This is a genomic window from Neobacillus sp. C211 (assembly GCF_051842875.1).
GTDB lineage: Bacteria > Bacillota > Bacilli > Bacillales > Cytobacillaceae > Neobacillus.
The window spans coordinates 1-15,195 of the sequence record NZ_JBPXRO010000057.1; the positions used below are offsets into that span (position 1 = coordinate 1).

The following is a 15,195-nucleotide window of genomic DNA, read 5'->3' on the forward strand; positions in this document are numbered from 1 at the left end:
AGTCCCCGGACGTAAAACAGATGTTAAGGATGCAGAATGGATTGCAAAACTTCTTCGTCATGGACTGTTGAAAGCTAGTTACATTCCAGATCGTAATCAACGGGAACTACGTGAACTCGTTCGATATCGTCGGAGTATCATTGAGGAACGTGCAAGACAAATCAATCGAATCCAAAAGGTATTAGAAGGAGCAAACATTAAATTGGGTTCAGTTGTTTCAGACGTTTTGGGTGTTTCAGCTCAAGATATGCTTGACGCTATTGCCGAAGGCGAAGAGGATCCTGAAAAACTAGCAAACTTTGCACGTCGCTCAATGAAAAAAAAGAAAGATGAACTGGAACTCGCACTTAAAGGTTATATTCAATCCCATCAACGTCTAATGTTAAAACGATTTTAAGACATATTGACTTTATGACTGAAGAGATTGAGATGCTCGATCAAGAAGTAGCGAAAAGAGTACGTACCTACCAAGAAGATGTGGAACGATTAGATTCTATTCCTGGTATAGCCACCAGGATGGCTGAGCAAATTTTAGCTGAAATCGGAACTGATATTAAGAAACAATTCCCAAGTGCAGCCCATATGTGTTCATGGGCAGGTTTGGTTCCTGGACAAAACGAAAGTGCCGGGAAAAGGAAATCAGCTAAAACCAAAAAAGGAAATAAGTATTTGAGATCAGCATTAACTGAAGCAGCTCATTCAGTAAAAGGTTCGAAGAACTATCTCGGAGCACTGTATCGACGAACAGCATCACGAAAAGGCAATAAGCGAGCCGGAATAGTGGTCGCACATACCATGTTACGTATCTCTTATTATCTCTTAACACGGAAAGAAATGTATGTAGACTTAGGTGAAGACTACTTTGATAAACAGAGACAGCAATCCATTGTTCGGCATTCACTACGAAGACTTGAAAGTTTAGGATACACAGTTACTTTATAAGAACCAGAAGCATCTTAATCTATTCAGCTTGATTCCAAGGATCAATGAATTAGGCGCTCTCCCCTTTTTTAAAAATGAAAAATTACCACCTACTAAAAGTTTGATTTTACCCCAATAACAAAAATATATCTTCTTTCGATGGAACGGAAGAGATAGCCCCTTTTCCAGTAGTCGTAAGCGCCCCGCTTGCATTTGCGAATGCAAGAATATCTTTATGGTGTTCTTTAACAACATCCACTAAATTGTGCTGATTTGTATTCTTATTTAACTGTTGGTACAAAAATCCGCCTATAAACGCATCTCCTGCACCCGTAGTGTCCTCTACTTTAACATGATATCCTCTAGATGTATATTTTTTATTCTGTATATAGAGTTCTGCACCTTGTGAGCCTTTTGTAAATACAACTACCTTTACATCCCCTGTAAACAAAGATTCGATTGCTTTCTTTTCATCTGCTATACCAGTAATAAACTCCAGTTCTTCATCAGAGATTTTTACTACATGTGATACTGGTATAAAATCTAAAATAGTACATCTGCATTCCTGCCGACTATTCCACAGATGTAAACGCACATTTGGATCAAAGCTAATAATTCCACCACGAGCCTTTGCTGATTGAATCGCTTTAACATGTGCTTGTTTCATCGGGCTGTCTACTAAATCCACAGAACAAAAATGTAATATGTCTCCTTCGTCGAACCAATTTTCTTCTATTTCTGTATCCGATAACATTAAATCTGCAGAAGGATTACGGTAAAACGAAAAATCACGCTCACCATTTTCACGTAAAGACACAAAAGCCAGACCTGTTTTCGCCTCATTTGTTCTTAATCTTATCGGTATTGACACCTGCCTGTGCCAGTTGTTCTAAAAGAAAATCTCCAAAACTATCTCTTCCTAATTTAGTAATCAAGGCAGCATTTCCTCCAAATTTTGCAACAGTCGCAGCTACATTTACTGGAGCACCGCCTGGAACCCGCTCAAAAGATAGTACATCTTTTAAGGCTTTTCCTTTTTGTAGTGGAATAAAATCTATTAAAGCTTCACCAATTGAAAATAAACTTCCCATTATAACACCTCGTTTCTTGAATTTTCCCCTGTTAATAATCCCACTTTACTACTTTAAACGTTACACTCCCATTCACTGTAAAGTGAAAATTCCCCTACTGCTTTGACGGTGAAAAATCCTTGAGGTAATCACTTCTTCCCCATAGTTTACAAAAATTTTGACGGATGAAGAATCAACAAATAAATGAGTCCTCCGATGGTACCGGTGCCATTGGAGGCTATAATAATTTTCTTTAATTTACTAAGATCACGTATAATTAATGTAGCAGGTAATACTATTTGTATGAAAATTGCACTCGATCTCTATTTTGCCTTAGCGACACCGATGCAGGCTCCATCAGTCGCTTCACCTGTGTGAAAATCCAAACTATCAAGTTTGTCGTTGGTATTCGTTATCACAACCATAGTTGTTGTTGCTAAACCAGCGTCGGTAACCTTCTTCCAGTCAACCATCGCAATCGGGTCACCTCCGTTGACAAAGTCACCAACTTTGACCTTGGTAGAAAATGGTGCGCCTTTCAATGAAACGGTATCTATGCCCAAGTGCACCAGAACGTCCAAGCCATCCGTGCGGTTCAAACCAACTGCATGTCCTTGCACCATTGAAACAGTGCCAGCAACCGGAGCAACAATCTGCCCGTCACTAGGTGTGACTGCAAAGCCATCGCCCATCAATTTTTTTGAAAAAACGGGATCATTGACTTCGCTTAAATCCATGACCTTTCCTGTAACTGGTGCATAAAGCTTCTCGTCTTTAACATTTACGACCTGTGGCATAATTGATGAATTTGATATTTTGTTTACTTGTTTTTGATTCTTAGTCTCGACTGGTTTGTAACCAATTGAGTAAGTTAATACAAATGACACAGAGAAAGCGACAACGTTTACAAGAATATAAAGGGGCAATTGATTATTCAAGTATAATAAGGTTCCTGGAATACCTGTTAATGCCATTCCAGTAGCTTTTAATTGTAAGATAGACGCTAAGAATCCTCCCACTCCCCCACCAATCATTGACATAACGAAAGGTTTCACCAACCTAAGGTTCACCCCAAAGACTGCTGGCTCTGTAATACCTAAAGTAGCAGAAAGACATGCTGGATAAGCTATTTGTTTCATTTTTGGAGAAAAAGTTTTGATCCCTACTGCTAGGACTGCACCAGCTTGAGCGATATTACCACAAGTTCCAATTGGATTTAGCATATTCCAACCTGTTTGTGAAAGCATGTTAATTTCCAAGAAATTCAATATATGATGAATACCAAAAATACCTAATAATTGTCCAAAACTTCCATAAATCAAGCCACCGATTCCAAAAGGTAACTCCAATAAAAATTGAACAGCATATAAGACAAGCAGTTCAACTTCGTGGAAAATAGGTCCAATAAAAAATAATGCTAATGTAATACTAAAAAGAAGTGTTAGAAATGGCGTCAAAATAAGGTCAAGGGAGTCAGGTATTTTTGTTTTCAAGAATTTTTCAATTTTTGCTCCTACAATTCCTGTAATAAATGCGGGCAAAACAGATCCTTGATAACCTACCACCTTAATAAATCCAAAGAACACTAATGGGTCTGCAGCCCGTTGACCTACTTCATAAGCATTTGGTAAAACAGGGTTTACAAGCATTAAACCTAGTACGATCCCTAAAACTGGATTACCTCCAAAGATCCTAAACGTTGACCAACAAACTAACGCTGGTAAAAAGGCAAAAGCTGTATCTGTTAGGATCTGAGTGAAAAATAAGAGTTCTTTGGGAATACTGTCAGGTGTTAAACCTAACAATGCCAAAACAGATTCTTGTGTAAGCAAACCTCTTAAGCCCATAAATAAACCAGTAGCAACCAGAACCGGAATAATTGGAACGAAAACATCTCCAAAAATTCTAACGCTACGTTGAAAGCGATTTCCTTCTTTTTTGATAGGAGTCTGACTCTGAATATTATCACCCAATAATATCATGACCTCGTCATAGACTTTGTTTACCAATCCAGTTCCCAAGATAATTTGAAACTGACCAGAATTGAAAAAGCTCCCTTTTACTTTATCCAAATTTTCAATTTTATCAATATTTATCTTGTCTTTGTCAACTATAATAATTCGCAATCTTGTTGCACAGTGAGCAACTGAATGAATATTTTCTTTCCCACCAATCAATTCAATAATCTTGTTTGCTAAATCTTGATTCCCCATTTTCTCATCTCCTAAAATGCAAAATAAAGTAATTCTCCTTCTTGCTGTAATCCGGCATATTTCACACTTAAATTCTCTTCCCCAGTAAAGTATCTTAATGAAAAAACGCATTCTCCATCATTCACAAATATTTCGATAGAGGAGTTATCACTAAAAATACTCATTTGTGACAGGCTTTGAACCTGTTTTACTTTCGTTTCCTTTTTATTGGCTACCCAATTCACCCGCGTGACAGACAATTCGTTTTTCTTACCATAATAATGAATCTCTACTGAGCAATCTCTCAAAAACAAATGAAAATCACTAGTACAATCTTTTCTACTCAACTCTAGTTCAAATCGTCCACTTTCTAGTTCAAAACGACCTTGAGAAGATGTGAATTTCAGTTTACGTTTTCTCTGTTGTTTAACTTCTTCAATAGGTAGTTGTTTAATTTTTCCATTTTCCCATGTTACAACACGTGGTAAAGTCAAACAATGCAAATAACCATATTGTTTAGTAGGGCATAAATACTCCTCTATCTCAGACATTCGAGACATCCATCCCACCAAAATTCGTCTCCCTTTATGATCTGAAAAAGATTGAGGTGCATAGAAATCAAATCCATAGTCCAGTAATTCTAAAGAACCTTTTGGTAGAAATTTTTTTGTTTTTTCATCAAATTTTCCAGATATAAACGCTGCATAACTGGAAACACCTGTTAAATCATCATCTTTTTCTGGTCTCACTTGAGGACAACAAAGCAATATATCTGTTTCACCATTTATTGAAAATAAATCTGGGCACTCACACATATTGTCTAACTGTTGATCGTACAAAATATTCTCATATTTCCAATGCAACAAGTCACAAGAAGAGTAGAGTGCAATCGCGCCTTTCCTCTCTTTCGTTTGAGAACCTACAACCATCCACCAATTATTTCCACCTCTCCACACTTTTGGATCTCGATGGTGTTCCGTAAACTCTGCGGGCGTTTCAATTACACTTTCTTCTTTTATAAAAGTCCGACCATTTTTAGATGTACTAATGCACTGATAGCTTTTTCTTTCCCCATTTTTTTTTACGTTTCCAGTATAGAATAAATACATCTCTCCTTTATGTTCTATACTGCTACCTGAATAAACACCATTTCGATCCAATTTTCTATCCGGAAGAATAGCAGAACCCTGATTGGTCCAATCAATCATATTAGTTGAAGTAAACAACCCCCACTCTTTGTAATGATGATTCATATCAAAACGATTCCATTGGTGGAAAAAATAATACTTACCTTTGAACCAAATTAAACCATTTGGATCATTCATCAAACCTCTATCTGGCTCTATATGATAGTTCATTTTATATGGATTCCTCAAAAAAACATCCCACTCTCCTAAAAAAATGTTCTATTTTAAATTCTTTAATACTTTTTGACAAAACAGTTTAACACCATAAAAAATCTCATAATAGGGTAATAACAAAAATGTGGAACTTATTAATAGCTTAATTTACAAAAGCGAATTAACATATAAGACTACTACAATCTGTTCCTAAATTTTCACAATATGGGAGATTTTTTAAATATATAATTATGGAACAGAGTAACCATGTATGGTAGAAAATACGGCATAAATATTATTTACTTGTACTGCTTTAGATACTATGCTTTTTAAATCTCCAGAACATACTTAAAAAGTCTTGCTTGATACTTGGCAGTGTAATACCAACATTCATCAACTCATCTCCTCCAAACAACTCTCCTGTCTCAACATTTTGATAAACATAATCTGGATGTAACCCTTTAAGTTTTATAGTTCGAAGAGGAGCTGCTGGTTGAGATAATACTTTGAAATAACTAGCTGCTACTTCTAATCGATCTTCAGAAACAAAGTTCCATGCAGCTTCATTCCCATCAAAGGGATTAAATATTCTATAAAATCTACCAAATTGAATAAGTGGTCGAATCTCTTTATACAAAGCAATTTGTTGTTTAACTACTTCTTTTTCTTCCTCTGTTAACTTTGTTAAGTCTAGCTCATAACCGAAATTTCCAGCCATGGCGACATATCCTCTTGTCTCAAGTGAAGTAATTCTTCCAACTTGATGATTTGGGACAGATGAAACGTGCGCCCCCATTGTAATCGGTGGATAAACAAGACTTGTACCATATTGAATTTTCAAACGACACATCGCATCTGTGTTATCGCTTGTCCATGTTTGCGGCATATAATAAAGCATCCCTGCGTCAAAGCGACCTCCACCACTCGAACAACTCTCAAACAATATATTAGGAAATTTTGTTGTAATTTCTTCCATTATTTTGTATAGTCCTAACATATAACGGTGAGCCGTTTCACGCTGTCGTTCGGGTTGTAAAGCTATTGACCCTATATCCGTCATATGACGATTCATATCCCATTTTACATAGGTTATCGGAGCACTCGATAAAATATCTGACAACGCTTTAATTACGTAATCACAGACTTCCTGCCTCGATAAATCCAAAATGAGTTGATTTCGCCCTAACGTAAGTGGGCGATATGGGACATGTAAACACCAATCTGGATGATTTCTATATAATTCACTATCAATAGAAACCATTTCAGGTTCAAACCATAAACCAAACTCCATACCAAGATTACGAACGCGGTATGCAAGATCTACTAAACCTTTCGGAAGTTTACGTTGATTGACTACCCAATCCCCTAACGAGCTTTTGCTGTCATCACGTTTTCCAAACCATCCATCATCTAATACAAATAGTTCTATTCCTACTTTTTTTGCTTCATTGGCAATTTGTTCAATTTTTTCTTTATTAAAATCAAAATAAGTGGCTTCCCAGTTGTTAATTAGTATTGGACGTACCTTGTCCCGAAATAATCCACGACATAGTCTTTTACTATACAATTCGTGATAAATTCTGGACATTTCGCCTAATCCTTTTGCTGTGTAAACCATTACAATTTCAGGCGTTTGAAAGGTTTCCCCCGGCTCTAATAACCATGAGAAATCGAAAGGATTAATCCCCATAGATACTCTTGTATTGCGATATGGATCCACTTGAACTTGTGCTGTAAAATTCCCGCTATACACAAGGTTAAATGCATACACTTCACCTTGATCTTCATCAGTCCCTTTTCTTACTAATGCCAAAAATGGTGCTTGTTGAGGACTGCTAGCTCCCCGGCAACTATCAACCATTTGAATCCCTGGTACAATTTTACGTCTCTCAATATTTTTCTCATTACTATGAGCACCATACAATGTGATTAATTCATATTCATCATCACGAAAATCAACATTTGCACTTAGCGCTCGAAGCATTTTTAAATTTTGTGATCCTTGATTATCAAACTGAACAGATCTAGTGATAACATCTCGATCTTCATACAAACTATATGTTAACGTAACAGTCAGTCCTAGCAATTTATCTTCCATAATGATTTCTAGTGTTTCTGTCTCATTTTCATCCTCTACATAAGTGGATGGTAACCCTTCCAATTTTGGCTTACCTTTATTCACTCGGTATTCCTTATAACGAAGGTCCGTCACAGTAGAGCCATTCTCTAATTGTATTTGATAAGATGGAATTCTAAAGTCACCATTTCCATATGCCGGGTACTCCTGAGGTAGCGTATCTAGCGAAAATGTTCGATCTGACGCATCTGGATTAGGAGAAAAAACTCGATCCATAAAGATAATTTTGTTGTTTCCGCCATATTTGTGAACACTCTTCCCCCAATATAAGTGAGCTAAATAGCCATCTCGTATAACCTGCATAACATAACTCGTGTTTTTTCCTTGCAAATGAAATAAAAGTTGTTCATCATCGATGTAAATAGTCATAACGACCTCCCCCACATAAGTAAGCATCAATTATTTCAACGAAAACAATGTGTAACTCCACCTTATACTGTTTATTGAAATATGTTGTTTCACTTAATGCTTATGGGTTCATTTTAATAGTTTTAATTAGATATTTATATGGTATTATGTAGACTGAGTATGGAACGATGTGATAACTTGCAAACATTTTCAATTAGAGGTGACAAAATGATTTTAAACTTTTCCAATCCTTCTCATAACAATTTAGATCTAAATTTGTACACATGCGGTAGAGAAGCTTGTATAAGTAAATATTCTTATGGTCCAGCGATACGAAGCGGATACATAATTCACTATATTTTAAAAGGAAAAGGGATATTTAAAGTACATGATAAAATCTATCATCTAGGAAAAAATGAAGCGTTCTTAATTGAGCCAAACATTTTAATTTATTATGAAGCAGATGTTGAGGATCCATGGGAATATAAATGGATTGGTTTAAGTGGAGTAAAAGCAAAGGAATATTTAAACAGATCAAGTTTATCTATGGAGCAACCGATTTTCACGTTCGATCATGACAATAAACTAAACCAATGTATGGATAGTATCATAATGGCATCAATGCTATCGTCTAATAAGGACTTGCTATTAACTTCAAAGCTATATGAATTTATATATATATTGTGTGAACTCTTTCCGAATCGTGGAGTCACCATTGAGGTAAAAAAGCAAAAGTATATCGAAGATGCGATACTCTTTATTGAACAAAATTACACGCATTACATTACAGTAAATGATATCGCTAAATATATTTCAATTGACCGTTCATATCTTCATCGTTTATTTAAGCAATATCTCAATAAATCGCCGCAAGAGTTTTTATTAAGTTTAAGAATCAAGAAAGCATGTTTTCTGCTAACGGATTCTACGCTTAAAATTGGGGATATTTCCCGTTCAGTGGGATATAATGATGTACTCCTATTTTCAAAAACATTCAAGAAAATTAAAAAGTGTACTCCTTCAGAGTATCGAAAGAACCAGTGATTGTGTCCAGTGCACCTCACTTAACTCCTGAATATATTTGATTAATTTTAGTAGGTATTATACAACCTGAATCCCCTACCTAATGGTGGGGGGGGTTGTGAAGAATAAGGATTGTGTTAGGAAAATGCATTAACCTATTGTCTTTAACTAAAAATATTAATTTAGATTGTGAAGGATTACACTTAAACTAAAATTGTTTAAGTACAACGGTTCACAATCTTTTTTTATAGAGCATTCTGGAAATTTCCTTAAATAAAAAAGAATATCAGACATACCGTATTTGGTAGGGTCTGATATTCGGATTAAATTGCGACTATCAATTATAGTTATTTTCTCAAGTTTTTTAATGCACCGCTCCAAGCGTTAACTTGGTCAAGCATCAAATTGACATTAGGAAGATGTAATTCAGCTGGTTTAAATGTTGTAAAGTTTTCAAAATCTGTAAATAAAGATAATGTTGGGTGAGTCTTCACATCTGCAATGAATAATTCTCCACAAATCCCTCGTAAATGTTCAGCTGCACGAGCACCACCAGTTCCCCCATAGCTGACGATACCTGCCGCTTTATTATCCCAAGCTTCACGATTAGCAATATCAAGTGCATTTTTTAATGCTCCAGTAATACTGTGATTGTATTCCTGAACAATAAACACGAATCCATCCAAGCTGGCAACCTTTTCACTCCAAGATGCTATTCCAGGTTCTGTACCATCGGTAGTTCCGAAAAACGGCAAATTGTAATCAGCGATATCAACAATTTCATAATTTGCATCTTCACGTTCTTTTTACCCATACTCCGACTTCAGGACTAAAACGACCCTGACGAGTGCTTCCTAAGATAATTCCAATATTTAATTTTTCATTTGTCATGATTTCTTCCTCCTTGGTTTTAAAAAACGAATTGTTTTAAATTAACTTCATAATCATAATTCCTAAGCTTCATTAAAAATAACAAAGCGTACTACTTCTAAGTGTTGTGATAACTTAATTGGCTGTTTGAGAGATTTGGTTAACCATTTGGGTTAATGCCTCTTTCATCGATACGGCAGGGCGACCAAGCAGTTTTTCCAAATCGTTACTTTCAACTTCTAATCCACCATCACGAATGCCTTTTTGTGTGTTAATAAGCATAGGAAGGAAGGATTCCGGAACTCCAGCACCTTTCATAATCTCGGCATAAGTGTCATCATCAACCTGTTGAAAAGGAATCTTTTTTCCTAATACAGTTTCAAGGATAGAGACTAAATTTTTATGTGTCATAAGTTTACCTGAAAGTTCGTAAATCGTGTTCTCATGTCCATTTTCTGTAAGTACGTTGGCAGTTGCCTCCGCCAAATCCTGCCGAAGCGCCCAACCTACTTTTCCATCTCCTGTCGCCGTTATCCAGGGAGCACCCGCCATAGCTGCTTGTATATTTCCGATTTCATTTTCCAGATACCAGTTATTCCTCAAAAATGAATAAGGAATGCCTGTTTTTACAATAGCCTCTTCCGTAGCTTTATAAGCTTGTGCAAGGAAAAAGTTGCTATCGCTTGCTTTAGGCGCACTGGTAAACGCAATAAATTTAACATTGGCGCGTTCGGCGGTAGCAACCGCATTGGCGTGTTGCCTTATTCTTATTTCATCGCCCCCAAGCTGCACATCAGATGTTGGTATAATTAATAGTCTGTCAATTCCTGAAAAAGCAGCATCCAGTGTTTCCGGTATATCAAAATCACCTTGTCGGACTTCGACCCCGCGTGCTTTCAATCCTTCTGCTTTTTCGGGATTACGAACACTAACAGCTAAATGTTCTGCCTGTACGGTTTTTAATAACGTCTCAACAACTTTTGACCCTAATTTTCCTGTTGCACCTGTAACTAATATTTTCATTTTCTTTTCCTCCAAAATGTGTATTGCATATCACTCAAGTAATTGCTTTTCAGGTTACTTTTTCATTCAAAATCACCCAATTAGTTGAAGGTAAAATGCTTACTATAGATAAAGAAAAAATACAACAAACGATAGAATGGCTAAGAATAGAATCATAGCTGTATCTTTAAAGGAATCCTTAACCCGAATATGTGTAAAGATTCCGCCTATACCTGTAATGGCAAGTAAAAGTGCTCCTGCCATTGCCGAAGTTGATACCCAATATCCTACAATTAAAAGGATAGCCCCTGTTAATTCAACAAGCCCTGTTACAACTCTGAACCATTGTGGCAATCTCCAATGCGTAAAAGCTTCCACATGCATTTTAGAACCTGTTACTTTCCCGAATCCTGCCATCAAAAACATTAAGGCAAGAATTCCTTGCAAAATAAATGTTAAAATCTCCATATTTCTCCCATCCCCTTTTTTGTTCTTTATTATTTTTTTATAACAAAACCATTTTCGGAAGTGTTGACCAAGCTCCTTTAAAAAATAGCCAAAATAGCGATTATAGTGCGGAACAAATTCGTTAATAGCCTGTTCTCCTGTTTCGGCTATATACGAATGCCCCGTCAATGAAACTCTTAACTTGGTTAAATCATGACCTGCTTCTCTAGCTGCTTCCCAGTATAGGTCTGTTAAGTGTTTAAAGGATTCTGGACGACCACTTAACAAGCCAAGTGCCATATTTACACCAAGTCTTCCTGCACGAACTGCACTTGCCGGGGTACCCCCAACACCAATCCAAAGAGGGCAGTTTCTTCTGAACTGGTCTAGGTGCGATTTGTGCATTTTGAAGGGAGGAACGGAAATTCCCTTGCCAACTGACGACTTCCTGCTCTTATCACTCCAACATCTTTTGCTTAACCAACATTTGTTGTAAAATCAATATAACAAGTTGAAAAATTTATAACAACCGACAAAATAAAACATATATTGTTTAAACAACATATTGATAAAAATGTCTAAAAAATAGGAGCAAATTTTATGGAAAAACAAATCGACCCACGTATACTTCGCACTCGTAAGCTCATTATGGATGCATTTATCGAGTTTTCAATGAAAAAAGATTTTAAAGACATCACCATTAAAGATATTACGACTGCTGCAACGGTTAATCGTGCAACCTTTTATTCTCATTTCATGGACAAATATGACTTGCTTGAAAAGGTGTTAAGTGAAAGTGTTATGAGAGAAGTCATTCAAGAGGTAAGTACACATGAGGTAATTAACGAAGAGACGATTAAGGCTATTTTTTTATCCATCATTAAGTTCCAAACATCGATCAGTAACCAATGTCGCCGAAGTTACGAGGCGTTTACACCCCAAATAGAAACGATTTTTAAAAAGGAACTTCAAGCCTTTTTTTCAGAGTGGGCACAAAGGCAATGGGCTAACCAAGACAAAACTGAGGTAGAGACTTTTACGGTGATGTTAAGCTGGGCACTTTATGGTGCTGCGATGCATTGGATGAAAAATCAAACGACACAACCAGAAGATTACGTAAAGCAATTAATGCATTTTATTAAAAATAGAATAAACATGGATAAAGAAAACGTTAATCTAATATAGAATTAAAACTAACCTCCTCCATTATCTTTTCATCTCCAAATAAATAGAGCCTGTTTTTTTATAAAAAAACGGGCTCTTAAGAGTGTCTTGTTTACTATCCTTCTTCATCTATTCTGCCCCGTTAGTTCAACAAGAAAGAGCTGCCTCAATGACAGCTCTGATCTTAAATTCAAGCACCCGTTAGTTGGATATCACCATTTAAAATTTTTCTTTTTTAAAAAAGTTCCAGATAAAAGCAAAAATAATAAACACTGTGAGACAGATAATTAATTTAATTAATTGGTTAAGAATCCACACATTCGATATTTCTATATTTTTCATAACGCTTAAAGTAACAAATACTAAAAATACTGTTATGAGTGATTTTTTATCCATATTTTAATTCCACTCCTTAAGTGATTCAGTTTTATCATTTACACGTAAATTGTGCTTATTTCACTATTCTGCCACGTTAGCGTATCAAGAAAAAGAGCCGCCGCCACAGCCCCTTGTTCAACTCTCGCACCCATTAGTGTAAGTGAGTAAACGCATAAACACTAAAACAAAAACAAATAAAGGCAAATATAAATAACAATGTTTTGGTAACCTGATATGGCAACAGCCTAAATAAGATGACAACAAATAAAGCGATGATGGCACCGATGATTGAATCAGCCCCAGAACCATCTAAACCATCGTTTTCGTGTCTTTTTTTATTATAGGCGAATCCACCATATAACGCTAAAAAACCAATCAAAACTGACATTGCACCCAATAAATCCATTATCTCACCCTATTAATAGCGATTCCTTATTTAATAAATTAATTATACTTACTATAATGTTTTTTGTAACTTGGGGAATTTCACCTTTTTTCAACTAAACTGCCTCGTTAGCTTAATAAGAAAAAGGGGATGCCTTATTCAAGCATCGCCCCGTAGTAAAATCAGGTTTAAACTTCTTCTTGATATATTTCTGTTTTTATCGGCTTTAAATTCAAAGGTATATTAAACTCCTGAAGGTTATCTATATGATTTAAAAAATCATCTATATCATCATATTCCATTGACCATTCTGCTACCTCTAACTTTCTTAACTCATCTGTTGGTTTAAATAAGAATTCACAGTGAAGTTGTTCCATATGAGAATACTCGTCTTCTTCAAAAACAGTAAACTGACGTACAAAATCATAATGAAATAGTTCCTCTCCAGTAAAATCATAAACACCACATTGAAATAGTATTTCTTTTTCTTCTTCTCCCTTAACAGGTTCTTTACAAAAATCCTTAAATATTTCCCAAACTTTTTTTACAGTATCAGCGTCTACACCAATCTTATCTTTAAGGTAACTTTCAACATTTTTCACCGTAATCATTCCAACACCTCCGATATTATTATGTAAGTATTCTTATTAAACTAACTGCCCGTTACTTTAATAAGGAAAAAGCGATCCCTTCTCTATTGAAGCATTGCGCCCAATTAATGAATAAAAGAAAAATTTAATTATACTTACTTTGTTAGAACTAGAATCGATTATTTAAAAAAACCTCGTTAAATCATCTGGATCTTCTATTAAATATTTCTTTGGATCATAAATGAATACTTTCGGGTTATCGACTGCATGTACCGCAGTCTCATTTGGATTAAACAGGACAAGGTTGCTTCCGTTAGACCGACTTGATGTATATATAATTCCATTGAATCCAGCTTGTCTTGCACAATCAGCTATGAATGTAGTTAGGAAATATTGTGGTCTCCATTTACTTGATCTATCGTTAACCTTTTCAAAAATATATCTTGAAGCTAAAAGTGCCTGAATCACTTCATTTTGAGAATACCCTAAATTTTCCCATTGAAGTCTTAAATCCAATATCCCTGTTAACTCATTTTCCTGAGTGTACTTTTGAATCCAAATTAGTGAAGAAACATCTGGATTATCAAGTGTTTCGATCATTGCGAGTTCATCAGTTTCTGCTAGGTACAATACGCTCTGTCCTTGATGATGAAATCTACCACCCGAGGATAATCCAACGTCAGGTGCTGTCATATCTGATTGTTCAAACACCTTGGACTGAGAAACTAACCTAGCCCTCGACCAACTAGTATGGTTGACTTCAATTGATTCAACCTTACTGTTAACAATCTCTTTATGTATCTTCCTTCCCATCGGATGGGCCAGCGCAAGTGATGGATATATCCCTAAATGCGAACGAAAATCATCAAGTTTACTAGCAAAACGAGAAATAATCGATTTATAATATTTTTCTTCTTCCAAAATTGTAAAATCCTCAGTTCCAACAACCTCGTATGGTTCAAATCCAGATTTACCACAGTTAGGGCAATATAAGTGTGCAGCAATATCTTCACGGTATTGTTCTGGACATTTAATACCTTCAAGAATTTCATCAATAGTAGTTTCATTTCCGATTATCCAAATATAATCACCACCGTCGTATGGCTGACATGTAATACAATATTTTAATTCTGCTGTGCTTTATCTTTAAATTTTTCTGCTGACTTATTGAGTTTTGGTAAAAAATCATCGTACTCCATTTGTCTCCTCCTTTTAGCTATTTTATAGAAGGTGAATAATACCTTTCATTTAAAATTTCTTAACGAAAATTCCCTCTTTTCTTCCCCAATCTAGCCTGTTTGTTGAAAAGAAAAAAGCCTTACTCCTTA

11 protein-coding genes and 3 pseudogenes are annotated in these 15,195 nt (G+C 35.8%); 3 read left to right on the forward strand and 11 right to left on the reverse strand.

What is annotated here, in order from left to right; all coding sequences use genetic code 11:
• A pseudogene (locus tag ACSU6B_RS28140) lies at positions 1-942 on the forward strand (IS110 family transposase); the annotation flags it as partial.
• Between the two features lie 106 nt (positions 943-1,048).
• Here ACSU6B_RS28140 and ACSU6B_RS28145 read toward each other — a convergent pair.
• From ACSU6B_RS28145 to ACSU6B_RS28165, 5 genes and pseudogenes are all read right to left on the reverse strand, one after another.
• A pseudogene (locus ACSU6B_RS28145) lies at positions 1,049-2,012 on the reverse strand (carbohydrate kinase family protein).
• Between the two features lie 72 nt (positions 2,013-2,084).
• Positions 2,085-2,249 carry a GH32 C-terminal domain-containing protein gene (locus ACSU6B_RS28150; RefSeq protein WP_410889723.1) on the reverse strand — a complete coding sequence of 55 codons (165 nt, stop codon included), beginning with the start codon at positions 2,247-2,249 and terminating at the stop codon, positions 2,085-2,087.
• Between the two features lie 65 nt (positions 2,250-2,314).
• On the reverse strand, positions 2,315-4,204 hold the full coding sequence (locus tag ACSU6B_RS28155) for a PTS beta-glucoside transporter subunit IIBCA (RefSeq protein ID WP_410889705.1): 1,890 nt from the start codon (positions 4,202-4,204) through the stop codon (positions 2,315-2,317).
• 11 nt (positions 4,205-4,215) lie between these two features.
• Complete coding sequence (locus ACSU6B_RS28160; protein ID WP_410889707.1) at positions 4,216-5,559, reverse strand: glycoside hydrolase family 32 protein; 1,344 nt, start codon at positions 5,557-5,559, stop codon at positions 4,216-4,218.
• Positions 5,560-5,836: 277 nt separating this feature from the next.
• On the reverse strand, positions 5,837-8,029 hold the full coding sequence (locus ACSU6B_RS28165; RefSeq protein WP_410889709.1) for an alpha-galactosidase: 2,193 nt from the start codon (positions 8,027-8,029) through the stop codon (positions 5,837-5,839).
• Positions 8,030-8,236: 207 nt separating this feature from the next.
• Between ACSU6B_RS28165 and ACSU6B_RS28170 the strand changes: the two genes are divergently transcribed.
• Positions 8,237-9,052 carry an AraC family transcriptional regulator gene (locus tag ACSU6B_RS28170; RefSeq protein WP_410889711.1) on the forward strand — a complete coding sequence of 272 codons (816 nt, stop codon included), beginning with the start codon at positions 8,237-8,239 and terminating at the stop codon, positions 9,050-9,052.
• Positions 9,053-9,378: 326 nt separating this feature from the next.
• Here ACSU6B_RS28170 and ACSU6B_RS28175 read toward each other — a convergent pair.
• The 3 genes and pseudogenes from ACSU6B_RS28175 to ACSU6B_RS28185 form a co-directional block, all read right to left on the reverse strand.
• Positions 9,379-9,922, reverse strand: a pseudogene (locus tag ACSU6B_RS28175) (NADPH-dependent FMN reductase).
• A gap of 114 nt (positions 9,923-10,036) precedes the next feature.
• Entirely contained in the window at positions 10,037-10,924 is an 888-nt protein-coding gene (locus ACSU6B_RS28180; protein ID WP_410889713.1) for an SDR family oxidoreductase, read from the reverse strand.
• Between the two features lie 102 nt (positions 10,925-11,026).
• A complete protein-coding gene (locus ACSU6B_RS28185; RefSeq protein WP_410889715.1) occupies positions 11,027-11,755 on the reverse strand; it encodes an LLM class flavin-dependent oxidoreductase in 729 nt (242 codons plus the stop codon).
• Between the two features lie 195 nt (positions 11,756-11,950).
• On the opposite strand from ACSU6B_RS28185, the gene ACSU6B_RS28190 reads away from it, so the two are divergent.
• On the forward strand, positions 11,951-12,535 hold the full coding sequence (locus tag ACSU6B_RS28190; protein WP_410889717.1) for a TetR/AcrR family transcriptional regulator: 585 nt from the start codon (positions 11,951-11,953) through the stop codon (positions 12,533-12,535).
• Between the two features lie 508 nt (positions 12,536-13,043).
• Here ACSU6B_RS28190 and ACSU6B_RS28195 read toward each other — a convergent pair.
• From ACSU6B_RS28195 to ACSU6B_RS28205, 3 genes are all read right to left on the reverse strand, one after another.
• A complete protein-coding gene (locus ACSU6B_RS28195) occupies positions 13,044-13,298 on the reverse strand; it encodes a hypothetical protein (protein WP_410889718.1) in 255 nt (84 codons plus the stop codon).
• Between the two features lie 167 nt (positions 13,299-13,465).
• Positions 13,466-13,888: a hypothetical protein gene (locus tag ACSU6B_RS28200; RefSeq protein WP_410889720.1), complete on the reverse strand. Its 423-nt coding sequence runs from the start codon at positions 13,886-13,888 to the stop codon at positions 13,466-13,468.
• 162 nt (positions 13,889-14,050) lie between these two features.
• On the reverse strand, positions 14,051-14,788 hold the full coding sequence (locus ACSU6B_RS28205) for an RES family NAD+ phosphorylase (RefSeq protein WP_410889721.1): 738 nt from the start codon (positions 14,786-14,788) through the stop codon (positions 14,051-14,053).
• Between the last annotated feature and the right edge of the window lie 407 nt (positions 14,789-15,195).

Coding starts and splice junctions, on each gene's coding strand:
- ACSU6B_RS28155 (WP_410889705.1), bottom strand. CDS start 4,204: ATGGGGAATCAAGATTTAGCAAACAAGATTATTGAATTGATTGGTGGG.
- ACSU6B_RS28165 (WP_410889709.1), bottom strand. CDS start 8,029: ATGACTATTTACATCGATGATGAACAACTTTTATTTCATTTGCAAGGA.
- ACSU6B_RS28170 (WP_410889711.1), top strand. CDS start 8,237: ATGATTTTAAACTTTTCCAATCCTTCTCATAACAATTTAGATCTAAAT.
- ACSU6B_RS28180 (WP_410889713.1), bottom strand. CDS start 10,924: ATGAAAATATTAGTTACAGGTGCAACAGGAAAATTAGGGTCAAAAGTT.
- ACSU6B_RS28185 (WP_410889715.1), bottom strand. CDS start 11,755: ATGCACAAATCGCACCTAGACCAGTTCAGAAGAAACTGCCCTCTTTGG.
- ACSU6B_RS28190 (WP_410889717.1), top strand. CDS start 11,951: ATGGAAAAACAAATCGACCCACGTATACTTCGCACTCGTAAGCTCATT.
- ACSU6B_RS28195 (WP_410889718.1), bottom strand. CDS start 13,298: ATGGATTTATTGGGTGCAATGTCAGTTTTGATTGGTTTTTTAGCGTTA.
- ACSU6B_RS28200 (WP_410889720.1), bottom strand. CDS start 13,888: ATGATTACGGTGAAAAATGTTGAAAGTTACCTTAAAGATAAGATTGGT.